Consider the following 14,576-nt stretch of genomic DNA (forward strand, 5'->3'; position numbering starts at 1 on the left):
ATTACCGGAGAATCTTACATCATCAGCATCGCAATACTTTGACAGACAAAGGTAACCTGACTTTCAAATCCGAACAACAGAGGGAAAGAGAACTCAGACATCGGCGCAGGCAGGCCAAAAAGGTAAGCAAGACTAAAGGCAGACATAGTATCTCCGGACTGAAAAGGATATACCGGCATCATGCATCAAAGAAGGGAAAAACGGAAGCTGCGCCCGCAGGTAAAAAAGAAAACGGACGCAGAGTCGGCTAAAGCAGATTAGCGGTGTAATTCACCGGCGGCTTCAGGCTGATAGATTATCTCTAATACTTTGATGCGCGCAGAATCGCCGTTCGGCATTTTCCATGAAATTTCTGTACCAACAGAAAGGCCGAGTAACGCAGCGCCCATCGGTGCCATAACGGATAATTGTTCCGCACTGTCTTTGAGTGATGCAGGATACACCAGGGTGCGGATGCTCTCTTTCTCATTCGACAGGTCGATAAAACGGATACGGCTGTTCATCGTGACCACATTGGCAGGAATGTCTTCCGGCGCAACAATGTCTGCGCGATCTAACTCGTCGTTTAATGCAGCCGCAATGGCGCTGTCTGCGTAAGCAGGTTGTTCCAGCAGCTTATCCAGACGCTCTGCATCCAGTTCATTGATAATTATGTTGGGTTTATTCATACCACACTCCGAATCATTTCCAATACAAAAGAACACCCCCACACCAGAAGGAGGGGGGTGCTCTTTTGTGAATTAATCTGATAGTAGGCTGTTCTTCCCTGAAAGGAAAGAGATCAGGATCACGAACCACCAGGCTGCGTGAGTGAAACAGCGTATCAATTTTTTTTTAAGTAAAATATTCCGTTTAGTATAGCTAATCTTCATCAAAACCTGAATCGAAAAGGGAAATAATTGCCTCAATCGCTAAATTTTCATCAGGCCCTGTCGCTTCCACTTCAATAATACTGCCCTGTTCAGAATCAAGCATCAGCATTGCCAGTACACTGTCTGCGCGGGCTTCTTCGTTTTGTTTATTGCGAAAGATAACCGTCGAACGGAACGTCTGGATCAGTTCAACCAATTTCATCGCCGGCCGGGCGTGAAGCCCCAGCCGGTTTTTAATCTCAACCTGACAACGGATTGTCATGGATTATTTCCGTTTTTCCAGCGTACGATGACGTGATTGCACGTTTTTACCCCGTGAACGGAAATAGTCCGCCAGTTGCTCCGCGACATATACAGAGCGGTGCTTCCCGCCGGTACAGCCGATAGCAACAGTCAGATAGCTGCGGTTGTTGGTTTCCAGCATCGGCAGCCACAGTTCCAGATAGCTGCGGGTCTGATAAATAAAGTTATGCACTTCAGTATGGCGATCAAGGAACGCTGCCACCGGTTTATCCAGCCCGGTCATCGGCCGCAGTTTCGGATCCCAGTGCGGGTTCGGCAAAAATCGGACATCAAACACATAATCAGCATCAATAGGAATACCGTGTTTGAAGCCGAAGGACTCGAATACCATCGTCAGCTCGCGTTCGCGTTTGCCGAGGATCCGGGTTCTCAGCATTTCTGCCAGCTCATGTACTGACATCTCTGAGGTATCGATAATCAGATCTGCCCGTGAGCGCAGCGGCTCCAGCAGATCACTCTCCTCGTCAATCGCACTTTCCAGTGACAGATTTTTGGTGGAGAGCGGATGCAGGCGCCTTGTATCACTGTAACGGCGGATAAGCGTATTGCGATCAGCATCCAGAAAAAGTAGTTGTGGTGAGAAACTGGCCGGTAACCTGGTCAGGGCTTCTTCAAAGACTTCCGGAGATTCAGGCATATTCCTGACGTCAATACTCACGGCGGCAGAAATGTCGCGTGCTGTCAGGGTGTCAGCAAGTGCCGGTAACAGGGTCACCGGCAGATTGTCGACACAATAGAAACCCATATCTTCCAGCGCCCGCAGGGCAACGGATTTACCCGAACCGGAACGGCCGCTGACAATCATCAGCACCATGAGGGGACTCCCTATCGTTTCTCTTTCAATGGCATAATGCCATTATCTCATTGTCGTTAGCCGGCTGATATCATTCCGTGATGATACTGTACAGCTCTTCATCGCTTTGCGCCTGACGAAGACGGCGGCAGAGCGTTTTATCCGCAAGTTTTTTTGCGACTAACGACAGTGTGTGTAAATGGGTCTGACACTGGTCAGAAGGAACAAACAAGGCAAACAGGATGTCCACATTCTGATTGTCAATCGCATCAAACGCGATAGCGTGCTCCAGGTGTAAAAACACACCACAGGCTTTGTGTGCCTCGTTGCAGTCCAGTTTTCCGTGCGGAATAGCAATCCCGCCACCAATACCGGTTGTCCCGACTTTTTCCCGTGTGAGGAGTGCCTCAAACAGCGTACTTTCCGGCAGGTTCAGTGCCGGGGCTGCCAGCTCACTGATTATTTCCAGTGCACGTTTTTTGCTGGTGCAGTGAATATTATTGCGCGTGCAACTGATACTCAGTACATCGCTCAGGGACAAATTTGCTTCGTTATTCATTTCATTGTTCACTTAGGATCAGAATCCCGGATGCCAGGATGACAGCCGGGATCAGATTACTTCTTTTTTCTGAGAAAATTTAAAATACCCGCTTGTTTATGTTCAAACACACAGGAATTGTTAATGGTTTCTCAGTTTTTCTTTATGTTTTGATAACTGACGACCCAGCTTTTCAGCCATTTCATCAATTGCAGCATACATATCATCTTTTTCCGCTGACGCGTGAAGATCCGCACCGTTTACCTGAGCCGTTGCCTCCGCAATTTTACTGACTTTCTCAATCCGCAGAGTCACCTGGACGCTGTTGATTTTATCGAAAAACTGCTCCAACTTTTTACATTTCGACGTGATAATCTCACGTAATGCTTCTGTAATTTCAACGTTGTGGCCAGTAATTTGTAATTCCATAGTGTCTTCCTTCTCAAATAATATCAGACCAGCTGCTTACGCTGATTTGAGGGTGGGATGGATAACGACTCACGATATTTCGCAACAGTGCGTCTGGCTACCTGAATACCCTGTTCGGCAAGTATGTCCGTCAGCTTACTGTCACTGAGTGGTTTTACCGGATTTTCGGCGGCAACCAGTTTTTTCACCAGAGCCCGGATGGCCGTGGAGGAGGCTTCGCCTCCGCTGTCGGTACTCACATGGCTGGAGAAAAAGTACTTCAGTTCAAAAATACCCCGCGGACTGTGCAGAAATTTTTGCGTGGTAACACGGGAAATTGTTGATTCATGCATTTCAACCCGCAGTGCAATATCAGCCAGCACCATGGGTTTCATATACTCGGCGCCGTGCTCAAAGAAGGCCTGTTGTTCTTCAACAATGCAGGTCGATACCCTGAGCAGAGTGTCGTTCCGGCTTTCCAGACTTTTAATGAGCCACTTTGCTTCCTGCAAATTGTTACGGATAAACTGACTGTCACTTTCATTGCGGGTTCGCGAACCCAGTGCGGCATAATGGCTGTTTACCCGCAGACGGGGAAGGCTGTCTGAGTTGAGCTCAACGGCCCACTGCTCCCCGTGTTTTCTGACAAGGACGTCAGGAATAACATACTCTGATTCACCGGTGTTGACTACCAGACCCGGACGCGGTTCCATGGTCTGAATCAGATCAATGGCAGATTTTAATGCGTCTTCTTTTAATTTTGTTACCCGTCCCAGCGTACGGAAGTCCCGGTTTCCCAGCAATGTAAGGTGTTTATCCACAATCACAAGTGCATCTTTCAGGCTTGGTGTGGTTTCCGGCAACATTTTCAGCTGAACCAGCAGGCATTCACGCAGATCACGGGCACCAACGCCGACGGGATCAAAACGCTGAATGCGTTTGAGCACGGCTTCGACATCTTCGGTGGTAACCTCATCATCCCCGATACTCAGGCGGATATCTTCCACCGGAACAGTCAGATAGCCGGTTTCATCAATGGCATCGATAACGGAGAAGGCAATTGCCGCGTCGGTTTCGGTGAAGGGCGTCAGGCGGGCCTGCCAGATAAGATAATCCTGTAACGTTTCAGTGGTTTCGCCCTGATAGAGCGGAAGTTCATCATCACTGTAGTCACTGCCGGTACCGGATGGCGAGCCGGCGGTGTAAATTTCGTCCCACTGTGTATCCAGCGGAAGGTCTTCAGGCAGCACGGTTTGCTCAAGTGCTTCAACGCTGTCCATTTCTTTCTGTGTTTCAGCACCCGCAGGCGTGTCTATTTCCTGCTCATTATCATCGAGTTCCAGAAGCGGATTAGATTCCAGCGCCTCGCGGATCTCCTGCTGAAGTTCCAGCGTGGAGAGCTGCAACAAACGGATAGCCTGCTGAAGTTGTGGCGTCATCGCCAGTTGCTGGCTGAGTTTTAGTTGCAGACTCTGCTTCATTGCGGACACGGGCTCCTTACGGAAATTACAGGCGGAAACCTTCGCCTAAATAAACACGTTTAACCTGCTCATTATTCAGAATGGACTCTGGTGTGCCGTGGGCTATCATGTGACCCTGGCTGACAATATACGCCCGTTCACAGACATCCAGGGTTTCCCGGACGTTATGGTCGGTGATAAGAACACCGAGTCCGTAATCACGTAAATGCTGAATAATTTTTTTAATATCAAGTACCGAAATCGGGTCAACACCGGCAAACGGTTCATCCAGCAGAATAAATTTCGGATTCGCCGCCAGTGCGCGGGCAATTTCCACGCGCCGCCGCTCTCCGCCGGAGAGTGACTGACCGAGGCTGTCCCGCAGATGGCTGATATGAAACTCTTCCATCAGCTCTTCCGCCCGGTCCCTGCGTTCATCATTGTTCAGGTCGTTGCGGATTTCAAGCACCGCCATCAGGTTTTGCCATACCGTCAGACGACGGAAAATAGAGGCTTCCTGCGGCAGATAGCCGATACCTTTGCGGGCGCGTTCGTGCAGCGGCAGCAGTGTGATATCTTCATCATCAATACTTATCTCCCCTGCATCACGGGGAACAATACCCACAACCATATAGAATGTGGTGGTTTTCCCTGCACCGTTCGGTCCGAGCAGCCCGACGATTTCGCCGGAACTGACCTCGAGAGTAACATCCTCGACGACCTTACGCCCTTTGTAGGCTTTGGCTAATTTGCTTGCAATTAATTTTGCCATAAATCGTTACTTACCTTTCTGGCTGGTTGCTGTCGGGCCTTTTTCCTGAATCTGTGACGGCAGCAGAACGGTTGTTACCTGTTTGCCTTTGTCACTGAATGCCTGCATTTGTTGTGTCGGCACAACATAGGTGATTCTGTCACCGCTGATATTGCTGTCTAACTGCTCCAGATACGCATTTCCGGTGAGTGTGACCAGCTCGGTTGCCATCTCATAACGCATTTTACTGCCACGGCCTTTGATCGGCTTGCCGTTGTCCTGCATCTGATAAAACGTGACCGGATTACCAAATGCTTCGATAACCATTTTATTGGAATCACCGCCCGGACGGGTGACAACCACTTTATCAGCCCGGATATCGATAGAGCCTTGTTTAACCGCCACGCCATCTGTAAATGTGGTGATATTTTTTTCTAAATCAAGAGATTGCTTTAACGATGTGACGGTTACCGGCTTCTGTGTATCCTCTTTTAAAGCGAATGCAGGGATGCTTACAGTCAGGATCGTCGTTGCTATCAATGTATTAAGGATGTTTGCTTTCATTTGGGATCTCATAGTAAGTCTCTACATCTTTGATCAGTTCCGCATTGCGATGGCGTAAATTTCCCCGCATTTGCATCCCGACGGACCGCAGTCCGGTGCCCAGAATTGTCACTTTATCATCAGAGCGGACATCCTGGGTTATCAGATTGACTTCCGCATTTTCCGTGGTAATTTTCTGTAGCTGTGTGTCGGCGGTCAGACTGTTTATCTGCACATCACCATATAAATACAACATTCTGTCATTGGTTAATTTGGCCCGCTTTGAACTGACCGTCCAGGTAGCGGTTTTATCAGGGTCATACGTGGTCAGTACCGGATTAGTAAACCATGTAATTTTTTCCTGAGCAAAATTCTGCACATCGTCTGCATTCAGCTTGTACGCCAGCAACCCCGTGGGTTCATACGCCAGGGTTGATGATGTTTGTGTCTTATATGTCGGCGTACCATCTTCCACAATCTCGCCGTCGCCGTCACCCATACGGGATTCTGACAAGTTCCAGCCAAGCAGTCCGAGAACAATAAGGGCTAAAATGATGATCAGCCAAAGCTTAAATTTACTCATGAATTCCTTGGTAAAGCCAGTGTAATCAATGAATTATTATTCAGATGGACAAGCCTTTGGCGTCATCCAGTTTATCTTGTGCCAGCAAAATAAGATCGCATAATTCGCGGACCGCACCCCGTCCGCCTGCAATCTGTGTAATATAATCCGCTTTCGGTAATAATACAGGGTGTGCATCAGCGACGGCGACAGATAACCCGACTTCTGCCATGACCGGCCAGTCGATCAGATCATCACCGATATACGCCACTTCTTCCGGGCGGAGTACCAGTTTATCTAATAGTTCACGATACGCCAAAAGCTTATCACTCTGCCCCTGGTAAAGATGTGTAATTCCAAGTGTAATGGCACGATCTGCCAGTAATTTGGCTTTACGACCGGTAATTATCGCCACTTCCACACCGGAGGTGAGCAGGCAACGGATCCCATACCCGTCGCGGACGTTGAACGCTTTCAGCTCTTCCCCGTTATTACCCATATAAATGAGCCCGTCAGACATCACGCCGTCAACATCGCAAATAAGCAGGCGTATTTTAGCGGCTTTTTCTATCACGGTTTGCTTTATCGCGCCATAGCAGGTGGCGACAGTGGCATTTTGTGTCATGACAAATCCTTATACGACGCCGGCATGAAGTAAATCGTGCATGTGCAGCACGCCCAGCAGTTTATCACCTTCCGTGACTAATAATGAGGTGATATGACGTGACTGCATTAAATTCAGTGCTTCAACTGCCAGGGTATTAGGACTGATACGGATCCCGCCCGGTGTCATAACATCGGCAATCCGGCAGTTATTCAAATCGACTCCGGCATCAAAAATCCGGCGCAGGTCACCATCGGTGAAAATCCCCTGAATCAGCATGTCATCGTCACAAATCACTGTCATGCCAAATTTTTTGCGGGTAATTTCGACCAGGGCTTCACGCAATGTGGCATTTTTCGGTACGCGCGGAATATCATCATCGGTATTCATTAAATCAGAAACCAGTAACAGCAGTTTACGCCCGAGTGCGCCGCCCGGATGGGAGAGCGCAAAGTCTTCTGCGGTAAAGCCACGAGCCTGTAACAGTGCGATAGCCAGGGCATCGCCCATTACCAGAGTCGCCGTGGTACTGGTGGTCGGCGCCAGCCCCAGCGGGCAGGCTTCCTGCGGGACACTGATGCACAGATGGATATCCGCTGCTTTTCCCATAGTACTGTCCGGGTTACCGGTCATGCAGATAAGCGGGATGTTCTGACGTTTGATAACCGGTATAAGTGCCTGAATTTCTGAGGATTCACCTGAGTTTGAAATGGCAATTATCACGTCTTTCGGTGTCACCATGCCGAGGTCGCCATGTGCCGCTTCTCCCGGATGGACAAAGAAAGAGGGCGTGCCTGTGCTGGCAAAGGTTGCCGCAATTTTATGCCCGATATGACCGGATTTTCCCATGCCCATGATGATAACTTTGCCTTCACAGTGAAACATCAGTTCACAGGCGCGGTCAAAATCATCATTGATATACTGCTCGAGTGACGCAAGGCCTTCACGTTCAATATGAAGAACACGCTTACCTGCCAGTTGAAAATCAGTTCGGGACATCAGGTTTTTCTCACTTTCAGTGTGTTAATGGCTAAAGCTGTACAGCTTAATAGCCCATAAAGAGGCTTGTCAGCCAGGCAATAAATCCGCCGAGCAGAATAATCCCTTTCAGCCGGTTCAGGCGCTGTTTCCGGCCTGCCGAAAAAAGAACAAAAAGAATACTGGCCGCTATCATAACCCAAAAATCAGATACAAAACTGTGCGCGGTCATCGGAGTGGCAGCTAATATGGCAGGGATACCGGCAACGATTGTGATATTAAATAATGTTGAGCCGATAAGATTACCGAGAGCAATATCCTTTTCCCCTTTTACCGCAGCAGCAATTGTGGTGCAAAGCTCCGGCAGGCTGGTACCGATTGCCAGGATAGTCAGCCCGGTTATCCGCCCGCTGATGCCCGCATAACGGGTAAAGGCGACCGCATTATCAATCACAATCCGCACAGATACCGGCAAAATCAGTAATCCGGCGACCAGCCACAATAAAGCAATCGGCAGACTATTTTCCTGCGGTAGTTCATGGTTTCGTTCAGTTGTGAAGCCGTCATATTGGTCACGCCGGGCAATCGAGGCAATTTTTACCACCAGCCAGAGGCTTGCCAGCCCCGCAAGCAGCAGAAATCCGCCCTGAATCCGGGTAATGCCGCCCGACCAGATAAACAGCCCGAAAAGCGCCATCACCGCCAGCATAATCGGCAGTTCACGGCGCAAAATAGCCGACTGGACACTCATAGGGCGGATCAGTGCCGCTAATCCGGCAATAAGCAGTAAATTGGTAATGTTGGAGCCGATAATGGTGCCGAGAGCCAGAGCAGGTTGCCCCTCAAGTACCGCGCCCGCAGAAATAATCAGTTCAGGTAAAGAAGTACCCAGACCAGCAACAACAATACCAATAATAAACGGGGAAATACCAAGCGCACGGGAAAAAATCGCCGCGCTGTAAACAATCCGGTCAGAGGCATAAACAAGCAATATCAACCCGATAAGTAAAAGAATGCAAGTGAGTAGCATAGCTCTCCTCCGGGTCAGAAATAGTGGATTATGATAAAGTGCAGGGTGTTAAGGTTATTGTACGGGGTGAGTCGCAAAAGTAAATCCCCGTCATCCTTTCGTCCACAGGTGCGTTGGCTGCGCTCAGATCCCCGGGTCACATACTTGTGTATGCTCCCCGGTGCTCTTCACTTGCCGCCTTCCTGTGAACAAAATGATTTAGTGGATTGCATCTCCGTCATCCTTTCGTCCACAGGTGCGTTGGCTTAGTTCGTCCACCCCGGTCACATACTGATGTATGCTCCCGTGGATGTCCTCACTTTGCCGCCTTCCTGTGAACGAAATGATTTAGGGGATTGAATCTCCGTCATCCTTTTGCCCGCAGATGCGTTGGCCGCGCTCAGATCCCCGGGTCACATACTTGTGTATGCTCCCCGGGGCTCTTCACTTGCCGCCTTCCTGCGAACAAAATGATTTAGGGGATTATATTTTTCTTATGAAAAGACATATTTTGCGGGGATGGTATTTTTTGTTTAAAAACAAAATCCGGCAGATATCCGGAGGGAAACTGGCGGGGAAATAAAATATAAGTACAATATCCTTTCTGTGCCGGGCGCGAATTTAATATCCTGATACACTTATTTATTACCGCTTTTATCACGGTTTTCCGGTAGTTCCGGATAATTCAGATAGTATCGTCCGCATTTAAAGGCGAAAGTTGCCGCGATTTTTTATATTATGATGGGTCAGTCCGATAAGGTGTTGCGCAAACACGAAAAACATAACGTTAAGGTTGTGAGGTTATGAACCGACAGACGGAAAATATTATTGAGATCCGGAATATGTGCTTCCGGCGCGGGTCGCGCATGCTGTTTAATGATATCAGCATGGATGTACCGCGTGGCAAAGTAACCGCGATTATGGGACCTTCCGGGATCGGGAAAACCACATTGTTACGCCTGATCGGTGGTCAGTTACGTCCGGACAGCGGCGAGATCTGGTTTGACGGCGACAATATCCCGGCACTTTCGCGCAGTAAACTGTATCAGTCACGCCGCAAAATGAGCATGCTGTTTCAGTCCGGGGCTTTATTTACGGACATGACGGTGTATGACAATGTTGCTTTTCCGCTGCGTGAACATACCCGCCTGACTGAACCGCTGATCCACACCACCGTAATGATGAAACTCGAAGCCGTGGGTCTGCGCGGTGCGGCAAATCTGATGCCGTCTGAACTGTCCGGCGGGATGGCGCGCCGTGCGGCACTCGCCCGTGCTATTTCGCTGGACCCTGATCTTATTCTGTTTGATGAGCCGTTTGTCGGGCAGGATCCGATCACGATGGGCGTGCTGGTCAAATTGATTGATGAGCTTAATCAGTCGCTGGGCGTTACCTGTATCATTGTTTCTCATGATGTGCCGGAAGTGCTCAGTATTGCAGATCATGCGTACATTGTTGCGGAACAGTCTGTCATTGCACAGGGTACAGCGGATGAATTGCAGAATAATACGGAGCCGCGCGTACGCCAGTTCCTGGATGGTATTGCCGACGGACCGGTTCCTTTCCGCTATCCGGCGGGTGATTACCACGCTGATTTATTAGGATAAACGAGACATGTTGACACAGGCACTTGCTGCTTTGGGACGCCGCACGATTGAAACGTGCGCGTCTTTCGGGCGGTCAGGATATATGCTGTTCCGTGCACTGTTCGGCAAACCACAGTTTGCCCGTCAGTGGCCGCTGCTGCGCCAGCAGCTCTACAGCGTCGGGGTTCAGTCCCTGCTGATTATTTCAGTATCCGGGCTGTTTATCGGAATGGTTCTGGCTTTACAGGGATATCTGGTTCTGAAAACCTTCGGGGCAGAAGCCAGCCTTGGCATGATGGTGGCACTGTCACTGTTGCGTGAGCTGGGACCTGTCGTGACGGCACTGCTGTTTGCCGGACGGGCAGGATCTGCGCTGACCGCCGAAATTGGTCTGATGAAAGCGACTGAACAGTTATCCAGCCTCGAAATGATGGCAGTCGATCCGCTGCGCCGGGTTGTTGCACCGCGTTTTTGGGCCGGACTAATCAGTATGCCGTTGTTATCCATGATTTTTGTCGCCGTCGGAATTTTGGGCGGTGTCATGGTCGGGGTGGACTGGAAAGGTATTGATGAAGGGTTTTACTGGGCGTCCATGCAGGCGAATGTGGAGTGGCAGAAAGATCTGCTGAACTGCTTTATCAAAAGCGTGGTCTTCGCTCTCACAGTGACCTGGGTTGCGCTGTTCAATGGTTATGATGCTATCCCGACGTCTGAAGGGATCAGTCGGGCAACAACACGCACGGTCGTTCATTCATCGCTTGCCGTGTTAGGGTTAGATTTCGTGCTTACGGCACTGATGTTCGGGAATTAAATAATGCAAAGTAAGAAAAATGAAGTTTGGGTCGGGCTCTTTGTCATCGTTGCGATTGCGGCGATACTGTTCCTGGCACTGAAAGTGGCGGATATCCGCTCTGTCGGCAGCGAAAAAACGTACCGGATTTATGCCACCTTTGACAATATCGGCGGGCTTCAGGCGCGCTCTCCGGTGAAAATCGGCGGTGTGGTGGTCGGTCGTGTCAATACTATCTGGCTGAACGAAAAATATGTTCCGGAAGTCGCGCTGGACATTTACAGCAAGTATGACCATATCCCGGACACCAGTTCATTATCCATCCGTACTTCCGGTTTGCTGGGGGAGCAGTTCCTCGCGCTGAATATGGGGTTTGAGGATGAAGAACTGGGCACGGCTATCCTGAAAGACGGCGGCCGCATTCAGGACACCAAACCGGCGATGGTACTGGAAGATTTGATAGGACAGTTCCTGTACAAGAGCGGTGACGGCGGCAGTGAAGCTGCCCCTGAAACGGCTCCGGCAGCACAGCACTGATACGTAAAGTAATATAAAACCGGGTATTTTCGTGCTCAGTGCCGGAAAATTTGCACAATACTGTTTATACCCAACGTCATTCTATTTTCGCAGCGGGATACCGTCTGTGAGAGATCAGGAGTTAACTATGTTTAAGCGTTTACTGATAGCCGCGATGCTGGTTGTTATTGCCCCGTTTGCCGGTGCTGTTGATCAGACAGACCCGTATGCACTGATGGAAGATGCGGCGGCAAAAACCTTTAACCGTCTGAAAGCCGACCAGGCGCAGATCCGGGCTAACCCGGAATATCTGCGTACTGTGGTTCAGGAAGAGTTACTGCCTTATGTACAGATTAAATATGCGGGTGCGCTGGTATTAGGCTCATATTATAAAGATGCGACACCGGCACAGCGCGATGCCTATTTTAAAGCATTTGAGGCTTATCTGGCACAGGCTTACGGTCAGGCACTGGCAATGTATACCAACCAGAACTATCAGATAGCACCGGCACAACCACTGGATGATAAAACCATCGTGGCTATCCGCGTGACGATCACTGAACCGGCCGGTCGCCCGCCAATCCGTCTGGATTTCCAGTGGCGTAAAAATACCAAAACCGGTAACTGGCAGGCGTATGACATGATTGCCGAAGGGGTGAGTATGATCACCACCAAACAAAATGAGTGGGCATCCATTCTGCGTCAGAAAGGCGTTGATGGCCTGACAACTGAGCTGGAGCGCAGTGCAAAAACACCTATCACGCTGGATCAGAAATAATGACTGCCGCACTGACGTGGGAAAAACACAATGACGTGCTTGCACTGACAGGTGAACTGGATCGCGACACACTGATGTCGTTCTGGACAGCGCGTCAGGCGCAGATGGATTGCGTGCGGACAGTGGATGTATCCGGTCTGGCGCATGTGGACTCAGCGGGACTTGCCATGCTGGTGCGCCTGAAAAGTGAGCAGGGTGATACCCCGCTGGTGCTGGCAGGGGTGAGCCCGAATCTGCAGATGCTTATTTCACTTTACGGCGTTGCATCTGAATTCAGCGATAATCAGTAATAACGCATGAAACTTAAAATACGGTAAATAACGGCGCGATCGATATAAATTTGCTGTGATTTTCCGTAAGGTAACTGCCTCCGGTAGTCGTCATTCCGATGACTGTACTGCCGGGGGCATTTTTAATGGTTTAAGAGTCCGGCATATTCGATTACGATAGTACCTATAACGTACAATCTGATAACCAATTTGAGATATTATGGATACGAATGAAATCAAACAAGTGCTGATGGATACATTGGCACTGACTGACGCAATTGTGACCGGAGACGGCAGCCATTTTCAGGTGGTCGCCGTGGGTGACCTGTTCGACGGCATGAGCCGTGTTAAGCAGCAGCAGGCTGTTTATGCACCACTGATGGAATACATTGCGGACAACCGTATCCACGCGTTGTCGATCAAAGCATATACACCAGCTCAGTGGGAACGGGATCGCAAACTGAACGGGCTGTAATCGCGGCCGGGCAAAGCACGAATAAAAAATTAATGATAATGAGAGTGTCTACAGATGGATAAATTTCGGGTAAAAGGTCCTTCCGTCCTTCAGGGCGAAGTGACTATTTCGGGCGCAAAAAATGCTGCATTGCCTATCCTGTTCGCCGCAATCCTGGCAGACGAGCCGGTTGAATTACATAATGTGCCGGAACTGCGGGATATCGACACATCAATAAAATTATTAACACAATTAGGTGCCAAAATTGAACGTAATGGTACGACATTACGCGTTGATGCCTCTGATATTCATGAATATTGTGCGCCGTACGACCTGGTGAAAACCATGCGTGCGTCAATCTGGGCACTGGGACCGCTGGTTGCCCGCTTTGGTCACGGTCAGGTTTCACTGCCGGGTGGTTGTGCCATCGGCGCGCGCCCGGTTGATTTGCATATTACCGGGTTAGAGCAGCTTGGTGCAAAAATCACGTTGGATGAAGGCTATGTGAAAGCGGAAGTTGACGGTCGTTTGACCGGCAACACCATTGTGATGGACAAAGTAAGCGTGGGTGCCACAATCACCATCATGTGTGCAGCAGCGCTGGCAAAAGGCAAAACCGTTATCGAAAACGCGGCCCGTGAGCCGGAAATTGAAGATACCGCTGCATTCCTGAATGCGATGGGTGCAAAAATTACCGGCGCCGGCAGTGACCATATTGTCATTGAAGGTGTTGAACGCCTCGGTGGCGGCTCTCACACTGTCGTACCTGATCGCATTGAAACCGGTACATTCCTGATCGCAGCTGCCGTTTCACGCGGGAAAATTCTGTGCCGTAATGCCAAGCCGGACACTCTGGATGCCGTACTCGCCAAGCTGCGCGAAGCCGGTGCTGAGATTGAAACCGGCGATGACTGGATCCGCCTGGACATGAAAGGTCAGCGCCCGAAAGCGGTAACATTCCGCACCGCGCCGCATCCGGGATTCCCGACTGACATGCAGGCACAATTCAGTCTGCTGAACCTGGTGGCAGAAGGCTCCGGGATGATCACAGAAACTATCTTTGAAAACCGCTTTATGCACATTCCGGAGCTTATCCGTATGGGCGCACATGCTGAAATCGAGAGCAATTCAGTTCTGTGTCACGGTGTGGAAAAGCTGTCCGGTGCGCAGGTGATGGCGACAGATTTACGCGCATCCGCAAGCCTGGTGCTGGCGGGCTGTATCGCAGAAGGGACAACGATTGTTGACCGTATCTATCATATTGATCGCGGTTATGAGCATATCGAAGAAAAATTGCGTAAATTAGGCGCGAATATCGAACGTATTCATTCAGAAGAGTGATACTAAGAAGAAAGAGCGGAT

Annotated in this window: 20 protein-coding genes; 7 read left to right on the forward strand and 13 right to left on the reverse strand. The window is 49.8% G+C overall.

What is annotated here, in order from left to right; translation table 11 throughout:
• Positions 1-14 precede the first annotated feature (14 nt).
• The 13 genes from AYY16_RS21440 to AYY16_RS12500 all read right to left on the reverse strand — a co-directional run bounded on the left by AYY16_RS21440 (position 15) and on the right by AYY16_RS12500 (position 8,842).
• Positions 15-146, reverse strand: a complete 132-nt coding sequence (locus AYY16_RS21440; RefSeq protein WP_263317262.1) for a hypothetical protein — start codon at positions 144-146, stop codon at positions 15-17.
• Between the two features lie 111 nt (positions 147-257).
• Positions 258-668, reverse strand: coding sequence for a nucleoside diphosphate kinase regulator (gene rnk / locus AYY16_RS12445; RefSeq protein ID WP_067366907.1), 411 nt, complete (start codon positions 666-668; stop codon positions 258-260).
• Between the two features lie 193 nt (positions 669-861).
• Positions 862-1,134: a PTS phosphocarrier protein NPr gene (gene npr, locus AYY16_RS12450; RefSeq protein ID WP_067366910.1), complete on the reverse strand. Its 273-nt coding sequence runs from the start codon at positions 1,132-1,134 to the stop codon at positions 862-864.
• A 3-nt stretch (positions 1,135-1,137) separates the two neighbouring features.
• Complete coding sequence (gene rapZ, locus AYY16_RS12455) at positions 1,138-1,989, reverse strand: RNase adapter RapZ (protein WP_067366913.1); 852 nt, start codon at positions 1,987-1,989, stop codon at positions 1,138-1,140.
• 70 nt (positions 1,990-2,059) lie between these two features.
• A complete protein-coding gene (gene ptsN / locus AYY16_RS12460) occupies positions 2,060-2,527 on the reverse strand; it encodes a PTS IIA-like nitrogen regulatory protein PtsN (protein WP_067366915.1) in 468 nt (155 codons plus the stop codon).
• A 120-nt stretch (positions 2,528-2,647) separates the two neighbouring features.
• On the reverse strand, positions 2,648-2,935 hold the full coding sequence (hpf, locus tag AYY16_RS12465; RefSeq protein ID WP_067366918.1) for a ribosome hibernation promoting factor: 288 nt from the start codon (positions 2,933-2,935) through the stop codon (positions 2,648-2,650).
• Between the two features lie 23 nt (positions 2,936-2,958).
• Positions 2,959-4,395 (reverse strand): RNA polymerase factor sigma-54, encoded by a 1,437-nt coding sequence (rpoN, locus tag AYY16_RS12470; protein WP_067366921.1) that lies wholly within the window; start codon positions 4,393-4,395, stop codon positions 2,959-2,961.
• Between the two features lie 25 nt (positions 4,396-4,420).
• The gene (gene lptB / locus AYY16_RS12475; protein ID WP_067366924.1) at positions 4,421-5,146 is read right to left on the reverse strand and encodes an LPS export ABC transporter ATP-binding protein; all 726 of its coding nucleotides are present in this window, start codon (positions 5,144-5,146) and stop codon (positions 4,421-4,423) included.
• 6 nt (positions 5,147-5,152) lie between these two features.
• Positions 5,153-5,689, reverse strand: coding sequence for a lipopolysaccharide ABC transporter substrate-binding protein LptA (lptA, locus tag AYY16_RS12480; protein ID WP_067366927.1), 537 nt, complete (start codon positions 5,687-5,689; stop codon positions 5,153-5,155).
• Positions 5,670-6,251: an LPS export ABC transporter periplasmic protein LptC gene (lptC, locus tag AYY16_RS12485; RefSeq protein WP_067366930.1), complete on the reverse strand. Its 582-nt coding sequence runs from the start codon at positions 6,249-6,251 to the stop codon at positions 5,670-5,672. Before lptC ends, lptA begins: the two co-directional genes overlap by 20 nt.
• A gap of 40 nt (positions 6,252-6,291) precedes the next feature.
• The gene (kdsC, locus tag AYY16_RS12490; protein ID WP_067366933.1) at positions 6,292-6,855 is read right to left on the reverse strand and encodes a 3-deoxy-manno-octulosonate-8-phosphatase KdsC; all 564 of its coding nucleotides are present in this window, start codon (positions 6,853-6,855) and stop codon (positions 6,292-6,294) included.
• 9 nt (positions 6,856-6,864) lie between these two features.
• Complete coding sequence (kdsD, locus tag AYY16_RS12495; RefSeq protein WP_067366936.1) at positions 6,865-7,833, reverse strand: arabinose-5-phosphate isomerase KdsD; 969 nt, start codon at positions 7,831-7,833, stop codon at positions 6,865-6,867.
• A 46-nt stretch (positions 7,834-7,879) separates the two neighbouring features.
• Positions 7,880-8,842, reverse strand: coding sequence for a calcium/sodium antiporter (locus AYY16_RS12500; RefSeq protein ID WP_067366939.1), 963 nt, complete (start codon positions 8,840-8,842; stop codon positions 7,880-7,882).
• Between the two features lie 782 nt (positions 8,843-9,624).
• Between AYY16_RS12500 and mlaF the strand changes: the two genes are divergently transcribed.
• The 7 genes from mlaF to murA all read left to right on the forward strand — a co-directional run bounded on the left by mlaF (position 9,625) and on the right by murA (position 14,555).
• Positions 9,625-10,428: a phospholipid ABC transporter ATP-binding protein MlaF gene (gene mlaF, locus AYY16_RS12505; RefSeq protein ID WP_067366942.1), complete on the forward strand. Its 804-nt coding sequence runs from the start codon at positions 9,625-9,627 to the stop codon at positions 10,426-10,428.
• Positions 10,429-10,435: 7 nt separating this feature from the next.
• Positions 10,436-11,218: a lipid asymmetry maintenance ABC transporter permease subunit MlaE gene (gene mlaE, locus AYY16_RS12510; protein WP_067366945.1), complete on the forward strand. Its 783-nt coding sequence runs from the start codon at positions 10,436-10,438 to the stop codon at positions 11,216-11,218.
• A 3-nt stretch (positions 11,219-11,221) separates the two neighbouring features.
• Positions 11,222-11,734, forward strand: a complete 513-nt coding sequence (mlaD, locus tag AYY16_RS12515; RefSeq protein WP_067366948.1) for an outer membrane lipid asymmetry maintenance protein MlaD — start codon at positions 11,222-11,224, stop codon at positions 11,732-11,734.
• Between the two features lie 127 nt (positions 11,735-11,861).
• Positions 11,862-12,491, forward strand: a complete 630-nt coding sequence (gene mlaC, locus AYY16_RS12520) for a phospholipid-binding protein MlaC (protein ID WP_067366951.1) — start codon at positions 11,862-11,864, stop codon at positions 12,489-12,491.
• Positions 12,491-12,781, forward strand: a complete 291-nt coding sequence (mlaB, locus tag AYY16_RS12525) for a lipid asymmetry maintenance protein MlaB (protein ID WP_067366954.1) — start codon at positions 12,491-12,493, stop codon at positions 12,779-12,781. Before mlaC ends, mlaB begins: the two co-directional genes overlap by 1 nt.
• Positions 12,782-12,980: 199 nt before the next feature.
• Positions 12,981-13,235 carry a BolA family iron metabolism protein IbaG gene (gene ibaG / locus AYY16_RS12530; protein WP_067366956.1) on the forward strand — a complete coding sequence of 85 codons (255 nt, stop codon included), beginning with the start codon at positions 12,981-12,983 and terminating at the stop codon, positions 13,233-13,235.
• Positions 13,236-13,289: 54 nt separating this feature from the next.
• Positions 13,290-14,555, forward strand: coding sequence for a UDP-N-acetylglucosamine 1-carboxyvinyltransferase (murA, locus tag AYY16_RS12535; protein ID WP_067366959.1), 1,266 nt, complete (start codon positions 13,290-13,292; stop codon positions 14,553-14,555).
• Positions 14,556-14,576 lie beyond the last annotated feature (21 nt).

This window comes from Morganella psychrotolerans, assembly GCF_001676155.1.
Classification (GTDB): domain Bacteria; phylum Pseudomonadota; class Gammaproteobacteria; order Enterobacterales; family Enterobacteriaceae; genus Morganella; species Morganella psychrotolerans.